This is a genomic window from Rhodospirillaceae bacterium (assembly GCA_016722635.1).
Taxonomy (GTDB): Bacteria; Pseudomonadota; Alphaproteobacteria; order JAEUKQ01; family JAEUKQ01; genus JAEUKQ01.
On the sequence record JADKIX010000011.1, the window covers coordinates 89,263 to 112,639 of the forward strand.

At 46.3% G+C, this 23,377-nt stretch carries 20 protein-coding genes and 2 tRNA genes; 11 read left to right on the forward strand and 11 right to left on the reverse strand.

Features of this window, described 5'->3' with window-relative positions:
• Window positions 1–7: 7 nt before the first annotated feature.
• Window positions 8–361: a hypothetical protein gene (locus IPP67_07800; GenBank protein ID MBL0339043.1), complete on the forward strand. Its 354-nt coding sequence runs from the start codon at window positions 8–10 to the stop codon at window positions 359–361.
• 38 nt (window positions 362–399) lie between these two features.
• Here the strand turns inward: IPP67_07800 and IPP67_07805 are convergent, their stop codons facing one another.
• From IPP67_07805 to IPP67_07825, 5 genes are all read right to left on the reverse strand, one after another.
• Window positions 400–558 (reverse strand): DUF4102 domain-containing protein, encoded by a 159-nt coding sequence (locus IPP67_07805; protein MBL0339044.1) that lies wholly within the window; start codon window positions 556–558, stop codon window positions 400–402.
• 163 nt (window positions 559–721) lie between these two features.
• Window positions 722–795, reverse strand: a tRNA-Gln gene (locus tag IPP67_07810).
• Between the two features lie 191 nt (window positions 796–986).
• A complete protein-coding gene (locus tag IPP67_07815) occupies window positions 987–1,982 on the reverse strand; it encodes a 4-(cytidine 5'-diphospho)-2-C-methyl-D-erythritol kinase (protein MBL0339045.1) in 996 nt (331 codons plus the stop codon).
• 44 nt (window positions 1,983–2,026) lie between these two features.
• Window positions 2,027–3,793 (reverse strand): tetratricopeptide repeat protein, encoded by a 1,767-nt coding sequence (locus tag IPP67_07820; protein ID MBL0339046.1) that lies wholly within the window; start codon window positions 3,791–3,793, stop codon window positions 2,027–2,029.
• A gap of 175 nt (window positions 3,794–3,968) precedes the next feature.
• Window positions 3,969–4,196 (reverse strand): sulfurtransferase TusA family protein, encoded by a 228-nt coding sequence (locus IPP67_07825; GenBank protein MBL0339047.1) that lies wholly within the window; start codon window positions 4,194–4,196, stop codon window positions 3,969–3,971.
• Window positions 4,197–4,400: 204 nt separating this feature from the next.
• Here IPP67_07825 and ettA point away from each other — a divergent pair, with 204 nt between their 5' ends.
• Window positions 4,401–6,083 (forward strand): energy-dependent translational throttle protein EttA, encoded by a 1,683-nt coding sequence (ettA, locus tag IPP67_07830; GenBank protein MBL0339048.1) that lies wholly within the window; start codon window positions 4,401–4,403, stop codon window positions 6,081–6,083.
• An 81-nt stretch (window positions 6,084–6,164) separates the two neighbouring features.
• Here ettA and IPP67_07835 read toward each other — a convergent pair whose 3' ends face one another.
• From IPP67_07835 to IPP67_07845, 3 genes are all read right to left on the reverse strand, one after another.
• The gene (locus tag IPP67_07835; GenBank protein MBL0339049.1) at window positions 6,165–7,274 is read right to left on the reverse strand and encodes a TAXI family TRAP transporter solute-binding subunit; all 1,110 of its coding nucleotides are present in this window, start codon (window positions 7,272–7,274) and stop codon (window positions 6,165–6,167) included.
• A gap of 123 nt (window positions 7,275–7,397) precedes the next feature.
• The gene (locus IPP67_07840) at window positions 7,398–8,831 is read right to left on the reverse strand and encodes a hypothetical protein (protein MBL0339050.1); all 1,434 of its coding nucleotides are present in this window, start codon (window positions 8,829–8,831) and stop codon (window positions 7,398–7,400) included.
• Between the two features lie 200 nt (window positions 8,832–9,031).
• On the reverse strand, window positions 9,032–10,150 hold the full coding sequence (locus tag IPP67_07845) for a hypothetical protein (protein ID MBL0339051.1): 1,119 nt from the start codon (window positions 10,148–10,150) through the stop codon (window positions 9,032–9,034).
• A gap of 485 nt (window positions 10,151–10,635) precedes the next feature.
• Here IPP67_07845 and IPP67_07850 point away from each other — a divergent pair, with 485 nt between their 5' ends.
• From IPP67_07850 to IPP67_07870, 5 genes are all read left to right on the forward strand, one after another.
• Window positions 10,636–11,601 (forward strand): sulfate ABC transporter substrate-binding protein, encoded by a 966-nt coding sequence (locus IPP67_07850; protein ID MBL0339052.1) that lies wholly within the window; start codon window positions 10,636–10,638, stop codon window positions 11,599–11,601.
• 34 nt (window positions 11,602–11,635) lie between these two features.
• The gene (gene cysT / locus IPP67_07855) at window positions 11,636–12,472 is read left to right on the forward strand and encodes a sulfate ABC transporter permease subunit CysT (GenBank protein ID MBL0339053.1); all 837 of its coding nucleotides are present in this window, start codon (window positions 11,636–11,638) and stop codon (window positions 12,470–12,472) included.
• Between the two features lie 153 nt (window positions 12,473–12,625).
• Window positions 12,626–13,453, forward strand: coding sequence for a sulfate ABC transporter permease subunit CysW (gene cysW, locus IPP67_07860; protein MBL0339054.1), 828 nt, complete (start codon window positions 12,626–12,628; stop codon window positions 13,451–13,453).
• Window positions 13,450–13,719, forward strand: a complete 270-nt coding sequence (locus IPP67_07865) for an ATP-binding cassette domain-containing protein (protein MBL0339055.1) — start codon at window positions 13,450–13,452, stop codon at window positions 13,717–13,719. Before cysW ends, IPP67_07865 begins: the two co-directional genes overlap by 4 nt.
• Window positions 13,662–14,558: an ATP-binding cassette domain-containing protein gene (locus tag IPP67_07870; protein MBL0339056.1), complete on the forward strand. Its 897-nt coding sequence runs from the start codon at window positions 13,662–13,664 to the stop codon at window positions 14,556–14,558. The genes IPP67_07865 and IPP67_07870 overlap by 58 nt, the downstream gene beginning before the upstream one ends.
• Window positions 14,559–14,607: 49 nt before the next feature.
• On the opposite strand, the gene putA is transcribed toward IPP67_07870, so the two are convergent.
• On the reverse strand, window positions 14,608–17,772 hold the full coding sequence (gene putA / locus IPP67_07875; GenBank protein ID MBL0339057.1) for a bifunctional proline dehydrogenase/L-glutamate gamma-semialdehyde dehydrogenase PutA: 3,165 nt from the start codon (window positions 17,770–17,772) through the stop codon (window positions 14,608–14,610).
• A 188-nt stretch (window positions 17,773–17,960) separates the two neighbouring features.
• On the opposite strand from putA, the gene IPP67_07880 reads away from it, so the two are divergent.
• Genes IPP67_07880 through IPP67_07890 form a run of 3 tightly spaced genes read left to right on the forward strand, consistent with a single transcriptional unit; the run spans window position 17,961 to window position 20,725 of the window.
• A complete protein-coding gene (locus IPP67_07880) occupies window positions 17,961–18,734 on the forward strand; it encodes a sterol desaturase family protein (protein MBL0339058.1) in 774 nt (257 codons plus the stop codon).
• A gap of 36 nt (window positions 18,735–18,770) precedes the next feature.
• The gene (locus IPP67_07885; protein ID MBL0339059.1) at window positions 18,771–19,910 is read left to right on the forward strand and encodes a dATP pyrophosphohydrolase; all 1,140 of its coding nucleotides are present in this window, start codon (window positions 18,771–18,773) and stop codon (window positions 19,908–19,910) included.
• Window positions 19,907–20,725, forward strand: a complete 819-nt coding sequence (locus IPP67_07890; protein ID MBL0339060.1) for a nucleotidyltransferase family protein — start codon at window positions 19,907–19,909, stop codon at window positions 20,723–20,725. Before IPP67_07885 ends, IPP67_07890 begins: the two co-directional genes overlap by 4 nt.
• Before the next feature lie 143 nt (window positions 20,726–20,868).
• On the opposite strand, the gene IPP67_07895 is transcribed toward IPP67_07890, so the two are convergent.
• A complete protein-coding gene (locus IPP67_07895) occupies window positions 20,869–21,594 on the reverse strand; it encodes a phosphocholine cytidylyltransferase family protein (protein ID MBL0339061.1) in 726 nt (241 codons plus the stop codon).
• A 246-nt stretch (window positions 21,595–21,840) separates the two neighbouring features.
• Complete coding sequence (locus IPP67_07900) at window positions 21,841–22,866, reverse strand: LysR family transcriptional regulator (protein ID MBL0339062.1); 1,026 nt, start codon at window positions 22,864–22,866, stop codon at window positions 21,841–21,843.
• Window positions 22,867–23,150: 284 nt separating this feature from the next.
• Here IPP67_07900 and IPP67_07905 point away from each other — a divergent pair.
• A tRNA-Asn gene (locus IPP67_07905) sits at window positions 23,151–23,225 on the forward strand.
• The last annotated feature ends 152 nt before the right edge of the window (window positions 23,226–23,377 follow it).

Here is a 23,377-nt window from a genome sequence, read left to right on the forward strand (position 1 = left end):
AGTGTTTATGACAAAATTAGTTTCATTTATTTTATGTTTGCTCTTTATATCTTTTAAGGAAGCATCAGCTCAATCTGTCTTTATTAAAGGACATGATTTATACACCTGGTGTAATTCAAGTTCTGAGCTTTTATTAACCACGTGTTGGGGATATATTATAGGGGCTATTGATACGAATGGAGCATACAATTTTGTAACTAAAACTTGTATCTTATTTGATATAGGCTCTAAAGTAACGATACCACAATTGAAAGATATAATTGTCAAAGGCCTGCATGATAATCCTAAAGAAAGGGATTTAGCAGCAGCCCTTCTAATTCAAGATTATCTTTCTGACGCTTTTCCCTGCCCTAAGAAATAAACGCTAAAATATCTCCCATAATTTTGTAAATTGACACCTCAAGCTAATAGTTTTTCTTTGCTAGCAAATCGGTATTTCAAGCGCCAATATTTACTGCCTGACGGATGGACATACAGGAACATCGCTTCCCCATCCCCTAGTTTGTAGGGTTTGGCCAAAGGTTTAGCATTTTTTATTTTGATATCTGTTAATAACATGGGGGTATAAAATGACCATTGAATAACTTATACCCCCAAAAATACCCCCACTATGGCTTGGATGTCAATAAATAATCCAAGACAGCGTTGGACAGCAATATAAGCACAAACCGCTTATATCTTGATATTTTTGGACGTTATGGGATTTGGTGGGAGGTAGGATTGGCTGGGGCGCTAGGATTCGAACCTAGGGTGACGGGACCAAAACCCGTTGCCTTACCGCTTGGCCACGCCCCAATACATCAGCGGCAGATATAAATAACGGTATCGATGCCGACGGAAAGTGAAGATAACGTAGGCATCTGATTTCGGCAAGAGGAAATAATCATTCTTTTTCTCTTCTTCCCTGCCAAAAAAGCATGTAAGACATTTAAGGGATTGTTTTTCCTCTAAAATTTATGGGCAGCCGAAAGAGATATCTGCAGCTCTTAGCCCGAGATGCGTGCATACTTTCTCTGAGCAGATGACTTTTCCTTAGCACCCAATTGATTGGTGACCGCTTCACTAGACACATATTGATTGCCATCTAAGGCAAGCGTATCTGTATTATCTAAAACAGGGGCTGCCGCCACCCACCAATCGCGATATTTTGTTGATAAGGCCGCGGCTGCCTGGCGCGCTTCCCCCTCATGGGCGAAAAGCCCCCAACAAGTTGCCCCGCTACCCGACATCCTGTTTAACAAAGAGCTGGTTTTTTGCAAGGCTTGCAACACACCTACAATCACCGGTTGCAATTCCAAGGCAGGCACCATTAAATCATTCCGGCATGATTTCAAATAATCGGCAAAAACCTGGGCATTCGCCCAACCTTCTTCCGGGAATGGGATAGCCGGGGGTGAAAATGCCTGATGCTGGCGTTGTTTAAAAACAGCCGCGGTTGGCACCGCAACCAACGGGTTAACCAACACCAGCCAACAGGGCGGGATAGCAGGTGTTTTAAAAAGCAACTCACCTATCCCCTGCATGCGCCTTGGCTGTCCTGCCAGGCAAACCGGCACATCCGCCCCCAGGCTTAATCCCATTTGCCGCCATTCCACGGGGTTGAACTGCATCTCCCACAACTGGGCACATAACTTCATCATGGTCGCCGCATCTGATGAACCGCCACCGATGCCCGAAGACACCGGCAATCTTTTGGTCAAGGTGATTTGGCCGCCGCGCATCACCCGCCCTGATGACAAATAATCCTGCAATAAACGAAAGGCCTTTAAGATAATATTATTGGGTTCAGTTTTTAGCACATCAGCAAAAGGGCCGTTGATTTTTAAAGAAACCTGCGGATCAGGCAACAAACGCAAACTATCGCCAATCCCCGCAAAAACCACCAGGCTGTCCAGTAAATGCAACCCATCGGGGCGTTTGCCGGTAACATGCAAAAAAAGATTAACCTTGGCAAAGGCATGGCCGCTTAGCCCGTTTTCCATTTTTTGGGATAAGTCCTTATTGACATCAGTAGTCTTTATCTCCGTCATTTCGGCAACCCTTGCTGGATTTTTTGTTGGATTAAGGGGATGGTTTCAGGTTCTGGATTAAACCGCAATGCCCGTTGCCATTGGAACAAGGCTTCCCGTTTACGGTTGATCGCCCAGTAAATATCCCCTAAATGGTCATTGATTTCCGCCTCCATCGGCTCAAGCACAATCGCCCTTTCCAAATACGCAACCGCTTGGTCATACTGCTTTAGGCGGTAGTATGCCCAGCCAATGCTGTCTAAAATATATCCCTGATCCGGCTCCAGCTGATCCGCCTTGCGTAACATTTGAAGGGCTTGGTCTAATTTTATCCCTTGATCCGCCCAGCTATAAGCCAAGTAGTTGAGCACCGGGGCGATGTTGGGGACTAAGTCGATGGATTTTTGAAAATCAGCTTCCCCCAATGGCAATTGCTTCGAGCTTGCATAAGCGATCCCCCGGCTGAAATATAATCCAGCTAAAGCTTTTTTGATCTCGATTGAGTTCGGGTTTTGTAGCATTAACTGCTCCGTAAGCTTAAGCGCCTGATCATAGAAAGGTATTGCTTCCACAAAACGTTTTTGCCCACGCAAAAGGTCTGCCCTGAAATTGTAAAGCGTGATCCATTCCGGATAAATGGCAGATAATTGCCGCAATTGGGTTAAGGCTTCTTCAGGTTTATTTTGCCCCGAAAAAATCACCGCCACTTGAAATTGCGCTAATGGCGAGAAATAAGATGTTTCCCCTATTTGGCGATATTGTACCAAGGCCTCATCAAAACGGCCCATCTGCTGTAAAGTGGACGCCAGCGCCAGCCGGGCTTGGCTTAAATCCGGCCGCAATTCCAACGCCAGCCAATAAATCGGCACAGCTAATTCCCCCTCCTGTCGCTGACTTAACACGCCAGCAAAGTTGAAAAATAATTCGGCCATCCCCTGCTCTGCTGAATTGATGGCCTTAGGCGGCAGCAACTCTGGTGTATTTAAGATGTTGATCAGATTTAACACTTTAGGGTCGCGCCCTAAAACCGTCAGCTGTTGCTGTAATTTCAGCACGACCGGATTGGCAGCGGTGGGGTTATAACGGGCATAAAAGATTCCTATAATTTCCAGTGTACGTAAGGATGGGTTTGGAGCGGCCTGCCATAATTGTTTGTAAAAATGATCAGCCTGCTCGTTTTTACCAGCCAGTTCGGCAATGATCCCTAAATTCAGCCAGTACATTTCAGCCAACCCCCGGCGATCTCTTAAAGATTGCAATTTTTGTTCTGCCCATGCCAAATCGATTGCAAACGGCGATGTTTGGCTAGACGTCATAACACCTGTCCAAAGCTGCAGGAAGGTAGAAAATGTTTTAAAAAAATCATCTTTTTGGTTTTGCAAAGCTTTAAATTCTGCTTCTGCCGTGGCAATCCCTTCCCTTTTCGAATCATGGGTCAAGGAGTTGACACCCGCCACCAAATGCAATAGCGGAAAATCAATATTTTCTTTGCGCAGCGATTCCACCAGTGCCCCTGCTTCCTTGGTTTGCCCAATCTGGCAAAGAGCCAGGAATAATTGGCGCTGGATAGCTATATCCCTAGGCTGTTGTTGAAACAACAGCTTAAAAAAACCGGCAGCCGATTGATAATCTTGTGCGCCCATCGCAAAATACCCGGGTAAATAACCCTCAGTTGCCGAAGGGATATTTTTATAGATGGGCTGGGCGCCTGCTGGGGACTGCCAAACCGAAAGCATAACAACAACCAACACGAACCAAGATCTCTTGGAGGCAAAACCAATCATTTCTTTATACATCCCTCGTATATATCTGTTGCGTATCCTGGCTCGTAGCGACGATGAAGATAGTTTAGATGATCTGGGCAGTAGTTTAAAGAAAATTTTGCTGTTAGCAGCAATTGCCGCCCTGACACGTCATCCATTGGTTCATCTTTGTTGGTCAGCGTTGATGACGGGTATTTTACTGTTTCTTTTCGATAATAATCAAAAACCCGTTTGCTTGCACATCCGCCTTTAAAAGGTGCTGGCCTGTTTGCTGGCATAAATATTCCATATCCTTAGGCGCCTCGGGATCTGTTACCCGCATTTCCAATTGGTCGCCAATAGCCAGATTTTTCAACTGGCGCCGGGCATATATCACCGGCATTGGGCATTTCAACCCTGATAAATCCAAATAATGGGTAGCCATGAAATCATTTCCTTATGGGTTAGATCTATTTTCAGATATCTGCTTCCGACGCGCAAGGAAAAACTAAATCAGCGCCTTTTCATCTTCCTGCTTGCCAAACCACTTGGTTTTTTCTAACACTGGATCCCTAAAGATGAATTTCTATATTACGTACCATCAACCGCGATCAAAACGCGCGCGTTATTTCAATTGTTAGGGAAAAAAATGGCCAGTTACCAGTATGTTTATGTGATGAAGGCAATGTCTAAGATGTATCCGGGGGGGCGCAAGGTGCTAGACAATGTTTGGTTGTCTTTCCTGCCCGGTGCCAAAATCGGCGTATTGGGGGTTAATGGTTCCGGAAAATCAACTTTACTCAAAATTATGGCAGGCTTAGATAAAGATTTTACTGGTGAAGCATGGGTTGCAACCGGCGCAACCGTTGGTTACCTGCCCCAAGAACCCCAATTAAATCCGAAAAAAAACGTCCGTGAAAATGTGATGGAGGGGGCCGCCGCCACCAAAGGGTTATTAGACCGTTTTGAAACCGTCAGCAACCGCCTGGGTGAAGACATCACCCCCGATGAAATGGATCAACTGATCCATGAACAAAGCGAATTGCAAACACAAATTGATGCGGTGAACGGCTGGGATTTAGAACGGACCATTGAAATCGCCTTGGATGCCCTGCGTTGCCCGCCCCCCGAGTCTGCAGTTGACAAATTAAGCGGCGGCGAGCGGCGGCGCATTGCCTTATGCCGGTTGCTGATCCAGAAACCGGATTTATTATTGCTTGATGAACCAACCAACCATCTAGATGCCGAATCCGTGGCCTGGCTTGAAATTTTTCTGCAAAATTATTCAGGCACCGTGGTGGCTGTCACCCATGACCGCTATTTTCTAGATAATGTGGCCGGATGGATTTTAGAATTAGACCGGGGTCGCTGTATCCCGTGGGAAGGGAATTATTCTTCCTGGCTGGAGCAAAAGCAAACCAGGCTTGCCCAGGAAACCAAACAAGAAGACAGCCGCCAGCGCGTTTTGCAAAGCGAACTTGAATGGATCCGCCAATCCCCGAAGGCGCGCCAAAGCAAGAGCAAGGCCCGTATCACGGCTTATGAAACCTTGTTACAGCAAGCGAACCAAGGCAATTTGGAAGCCGCGCAAATCGTTATTCCCGCAGGTCCCCGTTTGGGCGATTTGGTGATTGAGGGCATTCATCTTTCCAAATCGTACGCACAAGAATTACTGATTGAAGATTTTAGCTTCAAATTACCCGCCGGGGCAATTGTCGGTGTTATTGGCCCAAATGGTGCAGGTAAAACCACGCTGTTCCGGATGATTACGGGACAAGAAAAACCGAATGGCGGTACCTTACGAATTGGAGATTCCGTCAAATTGGGTTATATTGACCAAAGTCGCGACAGCTTATCTGCCCAAAAAACTGTGTGGGAGGAAATCAGCAATGGGGTGGATGAAATTGAATTAGGTAAACGCAAATGGCCAAGCCGTAGCTATGTAGCTGCTTTTAACTTCAAAGGCGGTGACCAACAAAAAAAGGTTGGGCAACTTTCAGGGGGTGAACGCAACCGGGTGCATTTAGCTAAAATGCTTAAATCAGGGGCGAATGTGTTGTTACTGGATGAGCCCACCAATGATCTGGATGTCGATACCTTGCGAGCACTTGAGGAGGCCTTGTTAAACTTTGCTGGTTGCGTCGTGGTGATCAGCCACGACCGATGGTTCTTGGACCGTATCGCAACTCACATGATTGCTTTTGAAGGAGATAGCAAAGTGGTTTGGTTTGAAGGGAATTACGCCGATTATGACCGCGACCGCCACCGGCGGTTAGGAGCTAAGGCAGACCAGCCCCATCGTTTGCGTCACAAACCCTTGCAGCGATCTTAAACGCCCGATCATTGCCAAAGGGCATCCCGCCTAAAGGTATTTTTTCCTGGTTTAGTCAGATTATCTGGAAAAAAGCGAAGTCTAAGGCTTCGCTTTTTCTAATTCGCCATAAAACTTCATGGCCCCCGGATGGATAGGGATGGGAATCCCATTTAAAGCTGTTTCAAAACGAAGTTTTGGCACTACCGGATTATTGGCATCAACCATTTTTTTAGCCAGGGTAATCCAAAGGGCCCGGGTGATTTTATAAACCACATCATCGGGTATATCGGCGTTGGTGACCCATAAGGTGCTGATCCCAATTGTCACGGTATTCCCGACTCCCCGGTAACTGCCTTCCTGGATCACTTCAATACCCAAAAATGGATATTTCTGGCGCAGCACGGCAGCGCCCTCGCCATCAATCGGCAACAAGCGGATACTATTGGTTTGGGTATAATCCACAATGGCTGGCAACGGGGATCCCCCAACCACAAAAATAGCGTCAATCTTGCCATCCCGTAATTCTTCTAAGGCTTGGCGCAAAGAACTGTGGCTGGCGATGAAATCCTTTTCATCCAAATTATAAGAACCTAAAACGACCAAAGCAGTGGGATAGCTACCGCCATCTTTTTCACCCAAAGATATTCTTTTGCCCTTTAGCTGGGATATATTATTAACAGTTGAATCGGCAGGAACAATGATGTGCAGGCTCTCTTGGTAAAGGCTGGCAATCACCCGCAAATTGGATAAGGCAGCTTTCCCGCTGAAAAGATGTGATCCCTGAAAAGCCCATAAAGCAATATCCGACTGTACCAATCCTGATTCAATTTGCAGGGAAGAAACAGCTTCCACATTGGCGATGGAACCTCTAGTGGTTTGAGCCACGGCAATTAAGCCGGGCACTCCACAACTGCCCCCCTGATCACAACTGCGCGACCCAGCCGGATTGCTGATGGCTGCAGCGATAACGCCGCCCAAAGGGAAAAAAGTTGTGCCGGTATTATCGGTACCGATGCGAAAGAACTGGACATCTTGGGCAACCAACGAGGCAGTTGCTGATAAAAGCCAGCTGGGCAGCAAAACCAAATTAATGAGGATAGCTGCCGATATCTTCCGCAACCATAGGAAAAAAATCCCGTATTTCTGTTGCTTGAATGCCGCAGAAAACTGGTGCCCTAGCTCCGCCCCTTTTTTACTGAATAACCCCATGATTGATGTAGCTCTATGACAATTAATTTATTTTATAATGAATGGTCTTAAAAAAATAATCCAATGAAAAAATAAGGAAAGAAAATTATTTTTATTTCCTGTGAATGATCCGCCTTATATCCTTTATTTAACCCAAGCTTGCAGAAGCCGCAGGCCATTTACGACCTTTTCCCTTTTGCTTTCACTTGTAATTTTGGCAACAGCGGTCGGACTTAAGTCCTGGCAGGGAATGCCAATATATCCTGTAAACGCTTGCACGGCTCCCTCATACCCCCCTTGACAGGAGGCGATCAGCCAGGCTATGGAACGCGTCTCATCCGCCGGTACCACCTGCCCCAATGACAGCATGATGGCATAATCATAAGCAGAATGGGCATCGCCTTTTAAGGCATCGGTATATAATCCCAAAGCAAAATCAGGACGCTGGAATGAGGCTTTCCAGGCTTTGGCGGCGTCTTCACTGGGTTTTAAGTCCGCAATGGCAAAATCCTTGGCAAATTGCTCAATAAACGGATCAATTTGGGAAGCTCCATCAGGACGTAAGAGTTTAGCGGTTTGCAGCCACATCATGATCTCATCTGCATCATGGATTCTTAAAATACGCTCAGATACGGGACGTATCTTATCGTCATGCAGCACTTGGGCAAGTTTCAGTTGCGCGGCAGCCTCACCTTGTTCTGCCGCAATATATAGAAAAAACACGGCCGACAACCAGCGTTGGGTATCAGGATTATCCTGCAGTATTTTGAAGGCCAGATTAAGGGATGCGAAAGAACCGCCCTTCGTTGCACCCGATCTGAGCATGTTTTCAGCCCCGACAGGATCATGATTGACGACTATGACGGCAATGTCCGCCAATGCTTCGGGATGCTTGAGATCCGCTGCCTTCACCATCCAGTCATCAGCTTGATTATCATCCTTGAGATTATGGTAACTGATTTGCAGCAGATATTCGGCCAGGCCCCCGCCCTTTCCCTGTTGCACAGCCACCAATTTTTTTAACTCATCCACGGCCTGCTGCCATGCCCCTTTACGGTAAGCAGCTAGCGCTGGCGCCCATTCCTTTTGCCAATTATTGCTTAGATGCAAATAGAGGCCTGACGGCGCCATGATCAGACCTTCATCATAATGGTTGACGAATAAACGGACTGGCCGCTCACCCGGCACTGTCACTTCATAAATATCCAATAAGCCGGTTTCCTCAATCGGCCCATTCGGCGTTTTAAAGGAACAACAGGCGCCAACACGGCGCCAACGCAAGCCTGGATCTTTAGCCGAAATAGAAATTTCCTTGGGCGAACTTAGCCAGGCAAAATATTCGCGCATCCGCTCCGGCATCATGCCTGGCTTATCATTAAACCCGCCCAGCAAAATCGGCTGGGTCGGACTATAGCCATACAGCCAATCCGTTGATTGCTGGCGAAGGGCTTTTAATTGCTCCGCAACGGGCAGCTCCGCCTGAACTTGCAATGTAAAAAGGGCACATATAACTATGACACCAAGCATCAGGGATTTTTTTAAGAAGATTCTTGTTTTTTTGATTAATGCCTGTGACATCGAAAAAACCCTTGATAAATTAGAGGCGGAATATTTATGCCGAAGTGAACAGGGTAAAACAACGTAACTATACTTAACACCATCCCGGCTTATATATCAAGAATTTAATATAAGCCATTATTTAATAATAATATTAACCTATTCAGCCTAAATCCCTGGGGGCTGAAAGCCAGGTCATGGGGCTTCCCTGATGAAAACTGCTAATTTGACGCTTGCAATGTGACGTTGACTTGCCTGGTTTGACCGGCGCGGATTTCAAGCGGCGCCTGGCCACGGAAAGAACCACTTTTGGCGAACACCAAATAATTCCCTTCGCGTAACGGAACCAGGGAATCATGACCGCTGCCAGAGGCAACAATCCGGGAGGCGTCGGAGCGTGGCCGGATTTCCCAGCTAACCGGCTCGGTATTTCCCGAATGATTCGCAAAATCAGCAACCAACCGGGTTTGGCCAGCATAAAAATTCAGGATATATTGATAAACATGTTTTGCTTGCACGGGAACCAGCAAATCAGCGGTCATATTATTGTAGTGAGCCCGGATAACATAATTACCCTCAGGAAGGGAGAATTCAAATTGGGCCAGGGCAGAACGCACAAAAATTTTCGTTGATACAGTTTTGGTTGCCAGATCATTTTGATACACTTCCCAAACCACGCCGCTGGTGGCAAAACTAGCCCCGGTATAAGGGATCATGCTGACCCGTACCTTACCGTGATATTGCGGATCCGTATTGATTGCTGGCGCTTGAAAAACGGCTGTATTATCGCTTGCCAGCGGATTTGGCCTGACTGAACTGATGGTGGTATTCGGTTTGACCGAGCTGGCTGTAGGATTAGGTTTTAGAGATGTACTCACCGGATTGCGGGCGGTTTGATTAACCGGCTTGGATGGTGGAATTTGAATATGAAGTAAAGCGGCACTATGATTCGTCACAGAATTGCCAGGTTTTATAGGTGGAATAGCCCAGGATAACGATGAATCAGGATGGAGCGTCGGCTGCAAGACCCACGCCAATTGTTGGAGGATTTCAGCCGACATAAGGTTCGTATAAGACAGGCGGCTTATTCTATCCCTTAAGGAAATTCCTATCATGCTGGCTACATTTGCCTGGAGGGCCGTGAAAGCACTCTGGATGGTTATCTGGTTACTTGAATCAATTGAAGGTATCGGTAGCAGTTCCACAGGATGCAAGGCTGAAGGAAGTTCAACCAAAGAGTCCGCATCGGGGGATGAAGGGGTTGTGAAGGTGAAATAAGCTAGAGACGAAACCCCACCTAACGCCAGCACACCTAATATGAGGAAATAAAATTTTTTCATATCTCGAACACCTGATTCTATTGTTCGGCCACAGCCTATATATTTGGTTTAGCCCAATAACACTACTTTTTACCTGAAATTTATATACAACAATTATTTTATAAAATGAAGTTATTTTATTTATGTGTCATAGGTTGTTCCCTAATATCCGGCAATCAAACATTTTTTAAGCGGCGAAACATTGCTGTTCTTAGCGATGTTTCGCACCTACCTGGAAAGATCAATAGCAAAAACCGGGTGACCCTGGTAAAAAACGGCTCATTCCCATACCTTATTCGAGAAAAAATCCTGCGGTTTTTTGGGGGATTGGGCAGTCAATATGCCAAGACACTAGGTTTCAATATTTACTTTCTCAAGTGATAGGTTAGAATGAAAAATCAATCGTTTCATTGGGAATTTAATTGATGAACATGGCATCCTCTTTTGTATCCTTACGCTTTAATCATTGGTTTATCTCGTCCTTATGCTTGGTATTAACAGCCCTTATGGTTGCACCCAACGCCAGTGTTGCCCAAAGTTTATTGAATGTATCTTATGATCCCACGCGAGAGATGTACCAGGAATATAATAAATTATTTATCCCGTATTGGCAGCAAAAGACAGGCCAAAAGATCCAAATCAATATGTCACATGGCGGATCAAGCGGTCAATCGCGGGCTGTCATAGACGGGCTGCCCGCAGACATTGTGACATTGGCCCTGTCCTATGATATTGATGTCATTGCCGAAAAAACCACCCTGATCAATAAAAATTGGCAAAGCCGTTTGCCCCATGGTAGCGCCCCTTACGTCTCCACCATTGTTTTCCTGGTGCGCAAAGGCAACCCTAAAAATATTAAGGATTGGGATGATTTGGTCAGGCCAGGGGTTGTGGTAATCACTCCCAACCCGAAGACCTCGGGGGTGGCACGGTGGAATTATTTGGCAGCTTGGGGATATGCCTTGCTGAAATATAGTAATAACGAAAATCAGGCTAAAGATTTTATCAGCAAATTATTTAAAAATGTCCCAATCCTGGATACAGGTGCCCGAGATGCAACCAATACTTTCATCCGCCGCAGGGTTGGCGATGTGTTGATCAATTGGGAAAATGAAGCGTTGCTAGCGGTTGAACGACTCGGCCAAGACCAATATGAAATTGTCGTACCTTCGGTCAGTATTCTTGCAGAACCCACAGTTGCGGTGGTGGATGGCAATGTAGATAAAAAGGGCACCCGCCAGGTGGCAGAAGAATATTTGAAATACCTTTATAGTGTGGAAGCCCAAAATCTGCTGGCCCGCCATTATTATCGGCCAATTTTGCCGGAGGTAGCCGCAAAATACGAAAATATATTCCCCAAACTGCAGCTGTTCACGATTGACGAAATGTTCGGCGGCTGGCAGAAAGCCATGCAGCAACATTTTGTAGAAGGTGCCAGTTTTGACCAACTTTACCACCCGGGCCAAAAATAATGGTGCTCGCGTTTGACCCAAATAATAGTTGATCATGAAAAATTTCCGTAAGCAATCCTCCCATGTCCTGCCAGGTTTCGGCCTCAGCATGGGTATCACGCTGTTCTTTATAAGCTTTTTGTTGATCCTGCCTTTGTGCGCCCTTTTTATCCATAACTCCCACATTACCTGGCAAGAATTTTGGCGCATTGCTAGTGATGAACGCGTTAAAAGTGCTTTAAGCCTAAGTTTTTTTTCAGCCATTATTGCAGCCACCATCAATTTGGTGGTGGGGATGTTGGTTGCCTGGGTATTAGTTAGGTACCGTTTCCGTGGACGAAAAATGTTGGATTCTTTGGTTGACTTCCCTTTTGCCTTGCCCACGGCGGTCACAGGGATTACCTTGACCAGCCTCTATGATAAAGAAGGGTTGCTGGGGGGATTTTTGCAAAAACTTGGCATCGAGGTAGTGCAAACGCAATTAGGCATCGTATTGGCTTTGGTTTTTATCGGCTTCCCTTTTGTTGTCCGCTCCATCCAACCTATTTTAAATGATATGAATAAAGAAATGGAAGAAGCCGCCAAAAGCCTGGGCGCCAATAACCGCCAATTTTTCTGGCGGGTGGTATTACCGACCATTTTTCCAGCTGCTTTAACAGGGTTTAGCTTGGCCTTGGCAAGGGGGGTCGGTGAATATGGATCTATCATTTTCATTGCTGGCAATTTCCCCTATGTTTCCGAAATCGCCCCCCTATTGATTGCCATTCGGGTTGACGAAGAGGCAGGCTATGAAAGTGCTGGGGTAATTGCACTACTGATGATGGCTCTTTCCTTCCTATTACTCTTGGTTGGCAATCTTTTGCAGCGTTGGACTAGGTTATACAGTAAATAACCCCGTAATCCAGGCTACCCCGATGGCTGGAGGGGTCAAAACAGTCCAGTCCATGGGCAAAGGCTCCCAGAGGGTGTCCCCATAAAATAAGTTGCAATTTGCCCGTTGGAACGATTACTGTTTTTTATTTGCCACGATTTGCTGGAACTTTTTATGGGCCGATTTTTCTTAATTGCTTTAGCGGTTATTTTTTTGACCATCCTGTTGGTAATCCCTATCCTTTTCATCCTGGTTGAAGCATTTGGCGAAGGCTTTGGCGTTTATTGGCAAATTTTGACAAGCCAGGAAACTTTGGATGCCGCCAAACTAACCTTACTGGTTGCCTTTATTACTATCATCATCAATATCATCATAGGTCTCAGCGGCGCTTGGGCTATCAGCAAGTTCCATTTTCGCGGCAAAACGTTTTTGACCACCTTGATTGAACTCCCCTTCTCTATCTCGCCAGTGGTTGTAGGATTTTTGTTTATTTTACTGTTTGGCCGTAACGGCTGGTTTGGGACATGGCTTGAACAGATGGATATCCAAATTGCCTTTGCAGTTCCGGGGATTATCTTGGTGACGATATTTGTGACCTTTCCTTTTATTATCCGGGAACTGGTACCTTTAATGCAGGAACAAGGGAAAGATGACGAAGAAGCAGCGCTTTCACTGGGCGCAAAGGGTTGGCAAATTTTTTTCCGGGTGACATTGCCAAATATCAAATGGGGGCTAATTTATGGGATAACCCTCTGCCTTGCGCGGGCTACAGGTGAATTTGGTGCGGTTACCATTATTTCAGGCAATATCCGGGGGCAAACAGACACCCTGACCTTGCATATCAAAAATTTATATGACGGCTATTATTCCACACAGGCTTTTGCCGTATCTTCCCTATTGCTTGTATTGGCGTTGGTGACATTGGTTTTAAAATCCCTACTGGAGTGGTCATCACGTGCCAAACCCGAAAATAATCTGGCATTGAAAGCAAAAAAATCATGATCGATATCCAAGATATCAGTAAATCATTTGACCATGGCCGTGTCCCTATACTCAAAAAAGTTGGCTTCACCGTGCATGATGGGGAACTGGTTGCGTTACTTGGCCCCTCAGGGTCTGGGAAAACCACCCTTTTACGGATCATTGCCGGGTTGGAAAGCGCCGATGGCGGGCAAATATTATTTGATGGGCACCCGCCCAAACCAAACGGATGCGCGAACGGCAAGTGGGATTTGTTTTCCAGCATTATGCCTTATTCCGCCATATGACCGTTTTTAACAATGTGGCCTTTGGCTTAAGGGTTAAACCCTGGTCTTTAAGGCCAGGACGCAAGACCATCCGGGCAAAAGTCAACGAGTTGCTGGAGTTGGTGCAAATCAGTGAATTAAGCAAAAGATACCCGTCGCAATTATCTGGTGGCCAACGCCAACGGGTTGCTTTGGCACGCGCCTTGGCAATTGAACCAAAAATATTATTACTAGATGAACCATTCGGGGCTTTAGATGCCAATGTCCGTCAAGAATTACGCGTTTGGCTGCGACAACTACATGATAGCATGGGATTAACCAGCATTTTTGTAACCCATGACCAGGAAGAGGCCATGGACATGGCTGACCGGGTTGTTTTGCTGGAAAAGGGGATGCTGCAGCAAATTGACCGGCCGGAAAATATTTATGAAAAACCAGCAAACTTTTTTGCCTATCAGTTTTTAGGCCAATCTAACCAATTGCTCGCGGAAACTAGTGGACAACAATTGAAAATTGCAGGCAAGTTTTTTTCAAGCAACCAACCCGCCCCCCTTGCCTCACCCGCTTTTGTTTATTTAAGACCTTACCATATCCGCCCGCTTACCGCTTCATCCATTGGCCAAGCGGATTTTACTGGGCGAATTGACAAAATCTTGTTCGGTGGCTCAACCATTAAATTACATATTAAAACCGACAATATGCAGCCGTCCTTTTTAGAGGCAGAGATTCCACCCGCCTATGTGGCTGATTTTGGCTTGGTACAAGGCCAGACATATGGTTTTACGATCCGGCAGCTCACCTATTTTGCGAGTCCACAAGAGCCACCTATTCTGTTCCATCGCTACCGACCCGCCCCATAACCCAAAGACTATGGTCGGCATCATCTGGCTTAAGCCCCTATTCGCCCCCCTATTCGCCCATCGATAACAAACGGGTATTGCCGCCTGCAGCCGTCACATCAACGCTAAGCAACCGTTCCGTTGCAAAACGATAGAGATAATGGGGGCCGCCTGCTTTAGGACCTGTTCCCGACAACCCTTCCCCCCCAAACGGATGCACACCAACAACCGCACCTATCATACTGCGGTTAACGTAAGTGTTGCCGACCCGGCAGCGTTGGTGGATATACTGAACCGTTTGTTCAATCCGACTGTGGATGCCTAGAGTTAAGCCATACCCTGTTTTATTAATCAGGTCGATCACCTGATCTAACCGACCGCTTTTCCAAGAGACTAAATGTAGGATAGGCCCAAAAACCTCTTGCTGTAATAACGAAGGATCAGCCAGTTCTACCAAAGTGGGTGGGAAGAAGTACCCCAGCTGGGCATCAGGAATCGAGCAGGAATAAAGGATCTTCGCATGCTGTTGCAAATAGGTTGTGTGTTGTTGCAGTTTGGCTAAAGCATCGGCATCAATCACCGGGCCGATATCAGTTGATAAATCAGCCGGGTTACCCACCCGCAATTCGGCCATTGCCCCAATTAGCATTTCTTTTAAACGATCTGCCAAATCCTCTTGGACAAAAACGATCCGGCAGGCGGAACAGCGCTGTCCAGCTGATTGGAAAGAAGAAATCAGCAAGTCCCGTACCACTTGCTCAACCAAAGCGGATGAATCAACAATCATGGCATTTAACCCGCCGGTTTCGGCAATCAACGGAATAATGGGCCCCGGTTTGGCAGCCAGGCTGCGGTTAATTGCCTGTGCAGTGGCGGTGGAGCCTGTAAAAACCACCCCGGCAATTTGGTGATCACGCACCAACCGTGCCCCGGTTTTCCCATCCCCGGGGATCAATTGCAGCACAGCCGCAGGAATGCCAATCTGGTGTAGTAATTGGACAGCCAGAGTTGCGATTAAGGGGGTTTGCTCGGCAGGTTTGGCAATAACGGTATTGCCCGCGGCTAAGGCTGCCGTCAATTGCCCCATGAAAATAGCCAGGGGAAAATTCCAAGGCGAAATCGCAATAAAGACGCCACGACCTTTGAGATAAAGGCTGTTTCTTTCCCCCGTAGGGCCAGGCATCAATTGGGGATTTTGGAAATGCTGGCGGGCCAAATGGGCATAATACCTGCAAAAATCAATGGCTTCCCGCAATTCAGCAATAGCATCAGGCAAAGTCTTCCCCGCTTCATACACCAAAAGGGACAGCAGCCTTAAGCTGTTTTTTTCCAAACATCCGGCGGCCAAATCCAAATACTGGGCGCGCCTTTCTCCACCCAAGAGATCCCATGCGGGTTGGGCAGCATGGGCAGATTCCAAAGCCTGGATGATATCTTGCTCAGACGCTGGCCACATATATCCGAGGATATGGGAAGGATTCGCCGGGTTGCAGATGGTTACTTTTCCTTCTCGCTTGTCAGGCATTGTTTGACCGGCATAACTGTGAATCTCTTTCTTTGAAAATTCTGCAATCTGCCCTTCAATTTGGTCGATAATCCTCGGATCGGATAAATCAATGCCCTTGGAATTCAACCGGTCACTGCCAAAAATATCTTGAGGTAATGGAAGTTTCATGTTTCTTTTATCATCCCAGTTTTGCACAACCCTAATCGGGTCTTGGATTAAATCAGCAGTCTCAACGGCCCTGTCCAAAATACGGTTGACAAAGGAGGTGTTGGCCCCGTTCTCCAGCATACGCCGCACCAGGTAGGGTAGTAAATCCTGGTGGGAACCAACGGGGGCATAAATGCGTACGCCCAACTCCGGCTGGCGGCGGCGTAACTCCTCGTACAGGCTTTCCCCCATCCCTTGCAACCGCTGGAATTCATATGAGTTAACATCCCCTAAGCCTGCCAATTCCAAAATAACCGCGGCCGTATGGGCATTGTGGGTAGCAAATTGGGGGAAAATGCAATCGCGAGCGGCCAGCAATTTTTGGGCACAAACGATATAAGATAAATCGGTTGACGCCTTGCGGGTGAAAACCGGGTAATCCGGCAGCCCTTTTTCTTGGGCGCGTTTCACTTCCGTATCCCAGTAAGCCCCTTTCACTAGACGGATCATCATTTTTCGCCCCGCTTGCCTGCATTGTTCCACAATCCAATCGACCAAAGGCACCGCCCGCTTTTGATAGGCCTGGATCGCCATACCCAAGCCATCCCAACCTTTAAGTTCCGGGGCGTGGATCAACCCTTCCATCAGGTCTAGCGATAATTCCAACCGATCTGCCTCTTCCGCATCAAAAGTCAACCCGATCTTTGCGTTTTTCGCTTGCAAGCATAAATTGATCAATACAGGCATCAATACTTTTTTCACTGGTCGCGCTTGACTTATTTCATAGCGGGGATGTAGGGCGGATAATTTAATCGAAATACCGGGGGCAGTTTGGCAACCCTTCCCGGTTGCAGCTTTGGCAACCCCACTAATTGCCTGCTCATACGCCAGGGTGTAACGTTTGGCATCCGCCGTGGTACGGGCCGCTTCCCCTAACATATCGTAACTATAGCGATATCCCTGTTTTTCAAATTTCTGGGCACGTTTGATAGCCGATTGGATATGATGCCCCATAATAAATTGCTGACCAAGCAAGCGCATGGCTGTTTGGATGGCTTGGCGGATAAAGGGTTGGCCGCTTTTTGCCAACAGGTTTTTCCAAACCCCTTGTAATTTATGCCATGCCCCCTGGCCCTGGCCATTGGGGCTTAACAAATTCCCCGTAACCATCAGCCCCCAACTGGCCGCGTTGACAAATAAAGAGGGGGACTGCCCGATATGCTTTTGCCAATCAGCTCCCGCCAATTTATCTTTGATCAATAAATCGGCCGTACGCTGATCGGGGATACGCAGCAAAGCCTCGGCCAAACATAGAAGGACAATCCCCTCTTCGCTCGATAATTTATATTCTTGCAAAAACGCCCGGATGCCTTTCCATTCCCGCTGGTCATTCCGCACCGCTTGTACCAATTCTTTAGACCTTGCTTCAGCTTTCTGGCTGTACCCCATCAATGACTGGGATTGGGCTAATAAATCACCTATCACCTGTTCTTCATCCGCCTGATAATGGGCACGGATTTGCTGGCGCAGAAGGCTCGGGTTATTATGGGTTAGGTTTTCTTCAAGAGAAAATGGGGTCATGAAATAGCCAAAAAACTGTAAATTATTTATCAAAACCATAGCTGAAATTGTACAAAGATCAATCTTTAACAGGTATTGAAACTAATATGCTGTTTAATGATTGATGAAGTATTGCTTCTGGGCATTTTTCAAGGTACGTTACCCAGGTGAAATATATTTTTGCAATTTTTTGGGTATCTGACCGAATCATGGATTTTCATTTTATGCGGGGCCGCCTGTACCAATTAGATAAGATGGGCCTCAAGGATTTGATCAAAGCGTTTTTTACTTATCCCACCATCCTGGTTTATTTGTGCCTGGCAGCGATTGCCATTTATCTGGCAAGCCATTGGGGGGGAAGTGTTTGGCAGATTGTTTTGCCCGTGATTGCAGCCATATTGCTGTATCCGTTAGCTTGGTACCTGATCCATCGCTTTATCCTGCATGGCCGTTATCTATACAAGTCACGCTGGACATCTCATGCTTGGAAAAGAATCCATTTTGACCACCATCAAGATCCCCATAACCTGCATGTTTTATTTGGCGCTTTATATACAACTTTGCCAACCATTTTGCTGGTGACAGGGCCCGCCGGATGGCTAATTTCTGGCCATACTGGGGTGGCAATGGCTTTTGCAGCTGGGCTCATCATCACTTGCTTTTATGAATTTTGTCATTGCATCCAACATTTAAATTATCAACCGAAAATCCCCTTTCTCCAAAAAATTAAAAAATGGCACCTTGCCCACCATTTTCATAATGAACAAGGAAATTTTGGGATCACCAATTACGGGTGGGACCGTTTGATGGGAACTTTTTACCGACGCCCACACGACGTTGCTCGCAGCCATACCGTTTTTAATTTAGGCTATACGGAGCAAGAAGCACAAAAATACCCTTGGGTATTACAATTATCAAAGGGGATCCGCAGGGATGAGGGGCCAGGCCGCCATCGCCATCAGCCACCTGGATCCCCCAATTAAAAATCCACTCTATACGAATATTTTAAAGGCTTTTTCATGGTTATGATCACTGCCGTCGTATCCCGCAAACATCTGAAAGCATTTGCAGCCCTACCTAAATCTCTCTATCGTGGGCTCAAGGGATTTTGTGCTAACCTGGATACTGAAGCCCTCAAAATCGTTGACCCCCTTAAAAATCCATTTTTTGAACATGCTGACAGCCAATTGTTCCTAGCATGGGATGGAAGGAGAATTGTTGGCCGGATTGCCGCCATTGTTGATCATTCTTTTATCAGCCATACCAAGGAAAGAACTGGTTATTTCGGTTTTTTCGACTGTGTAGATGATTTAGCCATTGCCCAATCTTTATTGTCCACTGCCGAAAATTGGTTAAAAAACCAACAAGTGAATCGGATCATTGGCCCCCTTAGCCCCTCAACAGCTGGGGAAGTTGGGGTGATGACCGGTGGTTTTGAAGAACGGCCGATGATCATGATGCCTTTCCATCCCCCTTATATGAGTCAATTGCTCGAGAAAGCCGGATACCTGCCACACCAGGATTTATATGCCTACAATTACGATATTTTAGCTGCTCCTATAATTGATAGGCACCAATTAACAGCGCGTTTTGCCAAATACGGCAATTTGCAGCTCCGCCCCTTTAATATGGCAAAATTACCAGACGAAATTGCCAAATTGATTGCCGTTTATAACGACGCTTGGGCAGGGAATTGGGGTTTTGTGCCTTTTACCCAAGGGGAAATCGATCATCTTGGGCATGCGATGAAACCCATCCTTGATCCCGCCCTAATTTGGTTTGTTGATTTAGACGAAGAGCCGGTCGGGGTCATTTTAGGTTTGCCTAATCTCTATCAGATCATTCCCGATTTAAATGGCAAATTATTACCATTTGGGTGGGCCAAATTATTATGGCGCTTGAAAATCCGCCGTTCTATCGACAGTTTGCGGGTTGCCCTTTTTGGCATTCGCCGCAAATATCAACAAACCCGCTTATCCTCGATTATTGCAGCCCTATTGCTTGAAAGCATTCGCGAAGGGGCAACAAACAAAGGCTATAAATCGGCTGAGCTGGGTTGGATTTTGGATAGTAACGGCCAAATGAATCAGTTGTTAAAAAATATTGGTAGTGTCATATATAAAACCTACCGCGTTTACTCCAAAGAGTTAATCCATTGACCCCACATTTATATCACGCCCTTATCTTAGCTGGCAGCCGCAATGAAAAAGACCTGATCGTGCAATATCGCGGCGTCCCTTATAAAGCTTTGACGCCCATCTTGGGTATCCCCATGGTTATAAGAGTTTTAAATACCCTGATGAATTGCCCGGAAATCGGTAAAATTAGCATCTGTTTTGATCAACCGGATTTATTAACAGCGGAACCGTTGGTTAAGGAGGCTTTGGCCAACGGTAAACTTGATTTTATGGCAACCGCTGAATCCCCCGCCAGCAGCGTTCAGAATTTCCTGCGGCAGCATCCCACTTCATATCCTTTTCTTTTAACAACGGCTGACCATCCCTTGTTAACCGCTTGCATGGTCAACAGCTTTCTCACGCATAGCGACCCCACCGCTGATCTGTGCGTGGGACTGGCCACCGAAAAGACCATTCAAACATCCTATCCCCAATCTATCCGCACCTATTACCGGATGCGTGACGGCGCCTTTTCAGGCTGCAACCTTTATCTTATCCGCTCACCTGCCGCCGAGAAAATGATCGTATTTTGGCAGCGAATGGAAAAATTCCGCAAAAAACCCCTTCGTTTGATTGGCGAGATCGGCTGGTGGCCGATGATCCGCTTCCGGCTTTTTGGCCTGCGGATTACCCAGGCTTTTAGCATGTTATCAAAGCGTTTGGGACTGATTGCTAGCGCAACCATTATCCCTTATGCCGAAGCAGCAATTGATGTCGATAAACCTAGCGACTTCGATTTGGCAGAAAGTATTTTGATCAAACGTTCGCATGTTCCACTTAGCGTATCGCATCCTTAAAAAAACACCTGTTTTAGGCTTGCCAGTATATTTTTGGGCGATTCAAGAGCAATCCCCCATAAAAAATAGCGCGGCCCAAGCACCCCATGCTTGATAGCTAAACGCCCTAAACCCATAACGCAGGCTACAACCTGGCCATTAACCTACCAGTTCTTGACCAACTGTTCTACCTTCGCCAGATCAACAGGGAAATCCACCTCACCCCATTGCAACCCTTTGATCAAACAGGTTTCAACTGTTTTTTTCTGGGCAATCAGGCCAATCACTCGCAGATACCACCATTTCAGGCCTTCGGCTTGGCGCATGCTTTCATCAACCTGTTTGCTGAAATCTTGCACACCCTGGCCCCGGAATAATAGCATGCCAATCGATTCGGCATTGACCTGGTCTAAAGGCAGGGTTTTCCCAATTTCCAACAGCCGCGATCCTTGGCGTTTGACTTTCATATCATCGGCATCATACGAATCTTTGCTGTCAACCGTAACCGTAATATCGGCCTTGGGGCCCGTTAACAAGCGGCGGGGTATTTCCACCTCAAACAGGGTATCGCCGTTGACAATCATAAAATCCTGGTTCATCTCGGGTCTTGCCAGCCAACAACTGCCCAGATTATCCGCCACCTTGTAAAAGGGGTTAAAAAGGGTACGGATCGTAACACCCGGATAATTGATTTTTTTCAGCAACGCTTCTACATCCTGGGCATAGAACCCAACCACCACGACAAAATCTTTCACACCCGCCTTGACCAGGTGGTCAATTTGCCATTCGATCAAGGTTTTTTTCCCTGCTGGCAATAAACATTTTGGTTTTTTCTCAGTCAGCGGCAACAACCGTGATCCTTGACCCGCACTCAAGATAATAGCTTTCATGGGTTCCCCATAAGGTTTAGCGTTTTCTAGCAAAAGATGCGCCTAAGGATGATCAAAGAATAATATTATGTCAATTACTGTTGTTTGGTTTGAAAACAAGCCGGGGAATTATCCGTTTGCTTTTCGGTTTCTGGAGATAGCCTAGGGTGTACGAGAAAGCAGGCACCCCTTCGTTCAACCCAAAATAAAAACAGGGGAAATGATGTTTTTCCCCTGTTTAAACAGCCCTTATTTTATTTCTGTTTTCTACCGCTTCGACGCTGATAGCGTTTGCTTGCCGGTTCCCGCAACTGATTTCAAATGTTGTTGAAAAAGATTTGCGGAGTTGGCAAGGGGAACAACCAAATCTTCCCGGGGTTTTGAGATATCCCCCATGCCGATTGGGAAAAATACTGGTTGCTGCCTTTTGACAAGCGGGGCCACCTCACTAACAAAACTTTTGAGGATGGGCTGATCCTCCATCGCCTTTAAAACAATCACCTGACTAAATAAATGTTGGGATACACCCGTGACCTCCAAGACAATCAGGCGCGAGTCTGAGGCCGCTTCGCTGTCAATCACCACACCGACGCCAAAACCCTGGCCCACTGCGTGGCGTATTGCATCGCTGCTGCCGATATTCATCGTGGGTTGTATTGTTTTATCTTGGCCTTGGGTGGCTTGGTTAAAAATATGCTGGATAATTGAGCCGTTGTCATAAATCAAATTGCTGACACCCGTTAATTCCTCCAAAGCAATGGTTTTTCTATTGGATAAAGGGTGATGCTTTGGTACTAACACCATCAAATGTTGATCCCCCAATGTTTTAACGACAAAACGGTTATCTTTGGTAGGCGTCGCCGTAATCACCACATCCAAATGACCCGACAATAATTCTCGGTACGCCATATCCACCGAACAATTATGGAATGTTACAAAAACACCTTGGTGCTGACGCGCCCACTCAGTAACCATGCCAATCGCCAACCCTTGGCAGTCGCTGCCAACTTTTAAATCGCCAGCGGATTTCTCATCTGTTGGGTTTTTTAATAAATGGTGTACCTGCTCTTCTATTTTAAATAAACGTTGGGTCATTTCATAAAGCGATTGTCCGGTCGTGGTTGGTGTTACCCCCCGCCCGCGACGGTTAAATAATTTTTTCCCATAATAACGCTCCAGTGCTTTTACCTGGATGGTGATTGCTGGTTGGGTTAACCCCAAGCGAATTCCTGCCCTAGAAAAGCTACCCTCGCGAACAACGGCGTCAAAAGCCTTTAATTGCGTATGGTTCATGATTGATGCCTCTTTCTTTTATTTTTATTTTTTTGTTTTTTTATTTTTATACTTAAATTTATAGGCTTTGTTCAACAATGTTAAAGTGATATATAAATTATTAAATTAATAAACACAACTAAAAAAATATATTTTTGTCATTTTTACAACTTTAAATATAATTTTTGTGGGACGACTAGGTCAAAATACAACCCCGGGTAGAAACACAATCCATCGATTTTTTGGATGAAGTTTTGCTTGCCAGGAGGTAATATTTTTTGTATACACGCTTTTATCAGGAATATTCCTCGGTAGCTCAGTGGTAGAGCAAGCGGCTGTTAACCGCTTGGTCGCTGGTTCGAATCCGGCCCGGGGAGCCACTTTTCAAAAGATGGCTTTTTTCCGCTTTCCTGCACTTTCCTAAACTCATGGTCATTTGAAAATTCCGCAAGCATATCAAAGGGTTGCTTGAATTTCATTGTATATGAATTGTCGCTTGATCAGCAATCCTATCTACATTGCTGATTAGTGG

What these genes read in the sequence shown, in the direction of transcription:
- IPP67_07800 (MBL0339043.1), top strand. Translation starts at nt 8, where the DNA reads ATGACAAAATTAGTTTCATTTATTTTATGTTTGCTCTTTATATCTTTT.
- IPP67_07805 (MBL0339044.1), bottom strand. Translation starts at nt 558, where the DNA reads ATGTTATTAACAGATATCAAAATAAAAAATGCTAAACCTTTGGCCAAA.
- IPP67_07815 (MBL0339045.1), bottom strand. Translation starts at nt 1,982, where the DNA reads ATGGAAAACGGGCTAAGCGGCCATGCCTTTGCCAAGGTTAATCTTTTT.
- IPP67_07820 (MBL0339046.1), bottom strand. Translation starts at nt 3,793, where the DNA reads ATGATTGGTTTTGCCTCCAAGAGATCTTGGTTCGTGTTGGTTGTTGTT.
- IPP67_07825 (MBL0339047.1), bottom strand. Translation starts at nt 4,196, where the DNA reads ATGGCTACCCATTATTTGGATTTATCAGGGTTGAAATGCCCAATGCCG.
- ettA (MBL0339048.1), top strand. Translation starts at nt 4,401, where the DNA reads ATGGCCAGTTACCAGTATGTTTATGTGATGAAGGCAATGTCTAAGATG.
- IPP67_07835 (MBL0339049.1), bottom strand. Translation starts at nt 7,274, where the DNA reads ATGGGGTTATTCAGTAAAAAAGGGGCGGAGCTAGGGCACCAGTTTTCT.
- IPP67_07840 (MBL0339050.1), bottom strand. Translation starts at nt 8,831, where the DNA reads ATGTCACAGGCATTAATCAAAAAAACAAGAATCTTCTTAAAAAAATCC.
- IPP67_07845 (MBL0339051.1), bottom strand. Translation starts at nt 10,150, where the DNA reads ATGAAAAAATTTTATTTCCTCATATTAGGTGTGCTGGCGTTAGGTGGG.
- IPP67_07850 (MBL0339052.1), top strand. Translation starts at nt 10,636, where the DNA reads ATGGTTGCACCCAACGCCAGTGTTGCCCAAAGTTTATTGAATGTATCT.
- cysT (MBL0339053.1), top strand. Translation starts at nt 11,636, where the DNA reads ATGAAAAATTTCCGTAAGCAATCCTCCCATGTCCTGCCAGGTTTCGGC.
- cysW (MBL0339054.1), top strand. Translation starts at nt 12,626, where the DNA reads ATGGGCCGATTTTTCTTAATTGCTTTAGCGGTTATTTTTTTGACCATC.
- IPP67_07865 (MBL0339055.1), top strand. Translation starts at nt 13,450, where the DNA reads ATGATCGATATCCAAGATATCAGTAAATCATTTGACCATGGCCGTGTC.
- IPP67_07870 (MBL0339056.1), top strand. Translation starts at nt 13,662, where the DNA reads ATGCGCGAACGGCAAGTGGGATTTGTTTTCCAGCATTATGCCTTATTC.
- putA (MBL0339057.1), bottom strand. Translation starts at nt 17,772, where the DNA reads ATGACCCCATTTTCTCTTGAAGAAAACCTAACCCATAATAACCCGAGC.
- IPP67_07880 (MBL0339058.1), top strand. Translation starts at nt 17,961, where the DNA reads ATGGATTTTCATTTTATGCGGGGCCGCCTGTACCAATTAGATAAGATG.
- IPP67_07885 (MBL0339059.1), top strand. Translation starts at nt 18,771, where the DNA reads ATGGTTATGATCACTGCCGTCGTATCCCGCAAACATCTGAAAGCATTT.
- IPP67_07895 (MBL0339061.1), bottom strand. Translation starts at nt 21,594, where the DNA reads ATGAAAGCTATTATCTTGAGTGCGGGTCAAGGATCACGGTTGTTGCCG.
- IPP67_07900 (MBL0339062.1), bottom strand. Translation starts at nt 22,866, where the DNA reads ATGAACCATACGCAATTAAAGGCTTTTGACGCCGTTGTTCGCGAGGGT.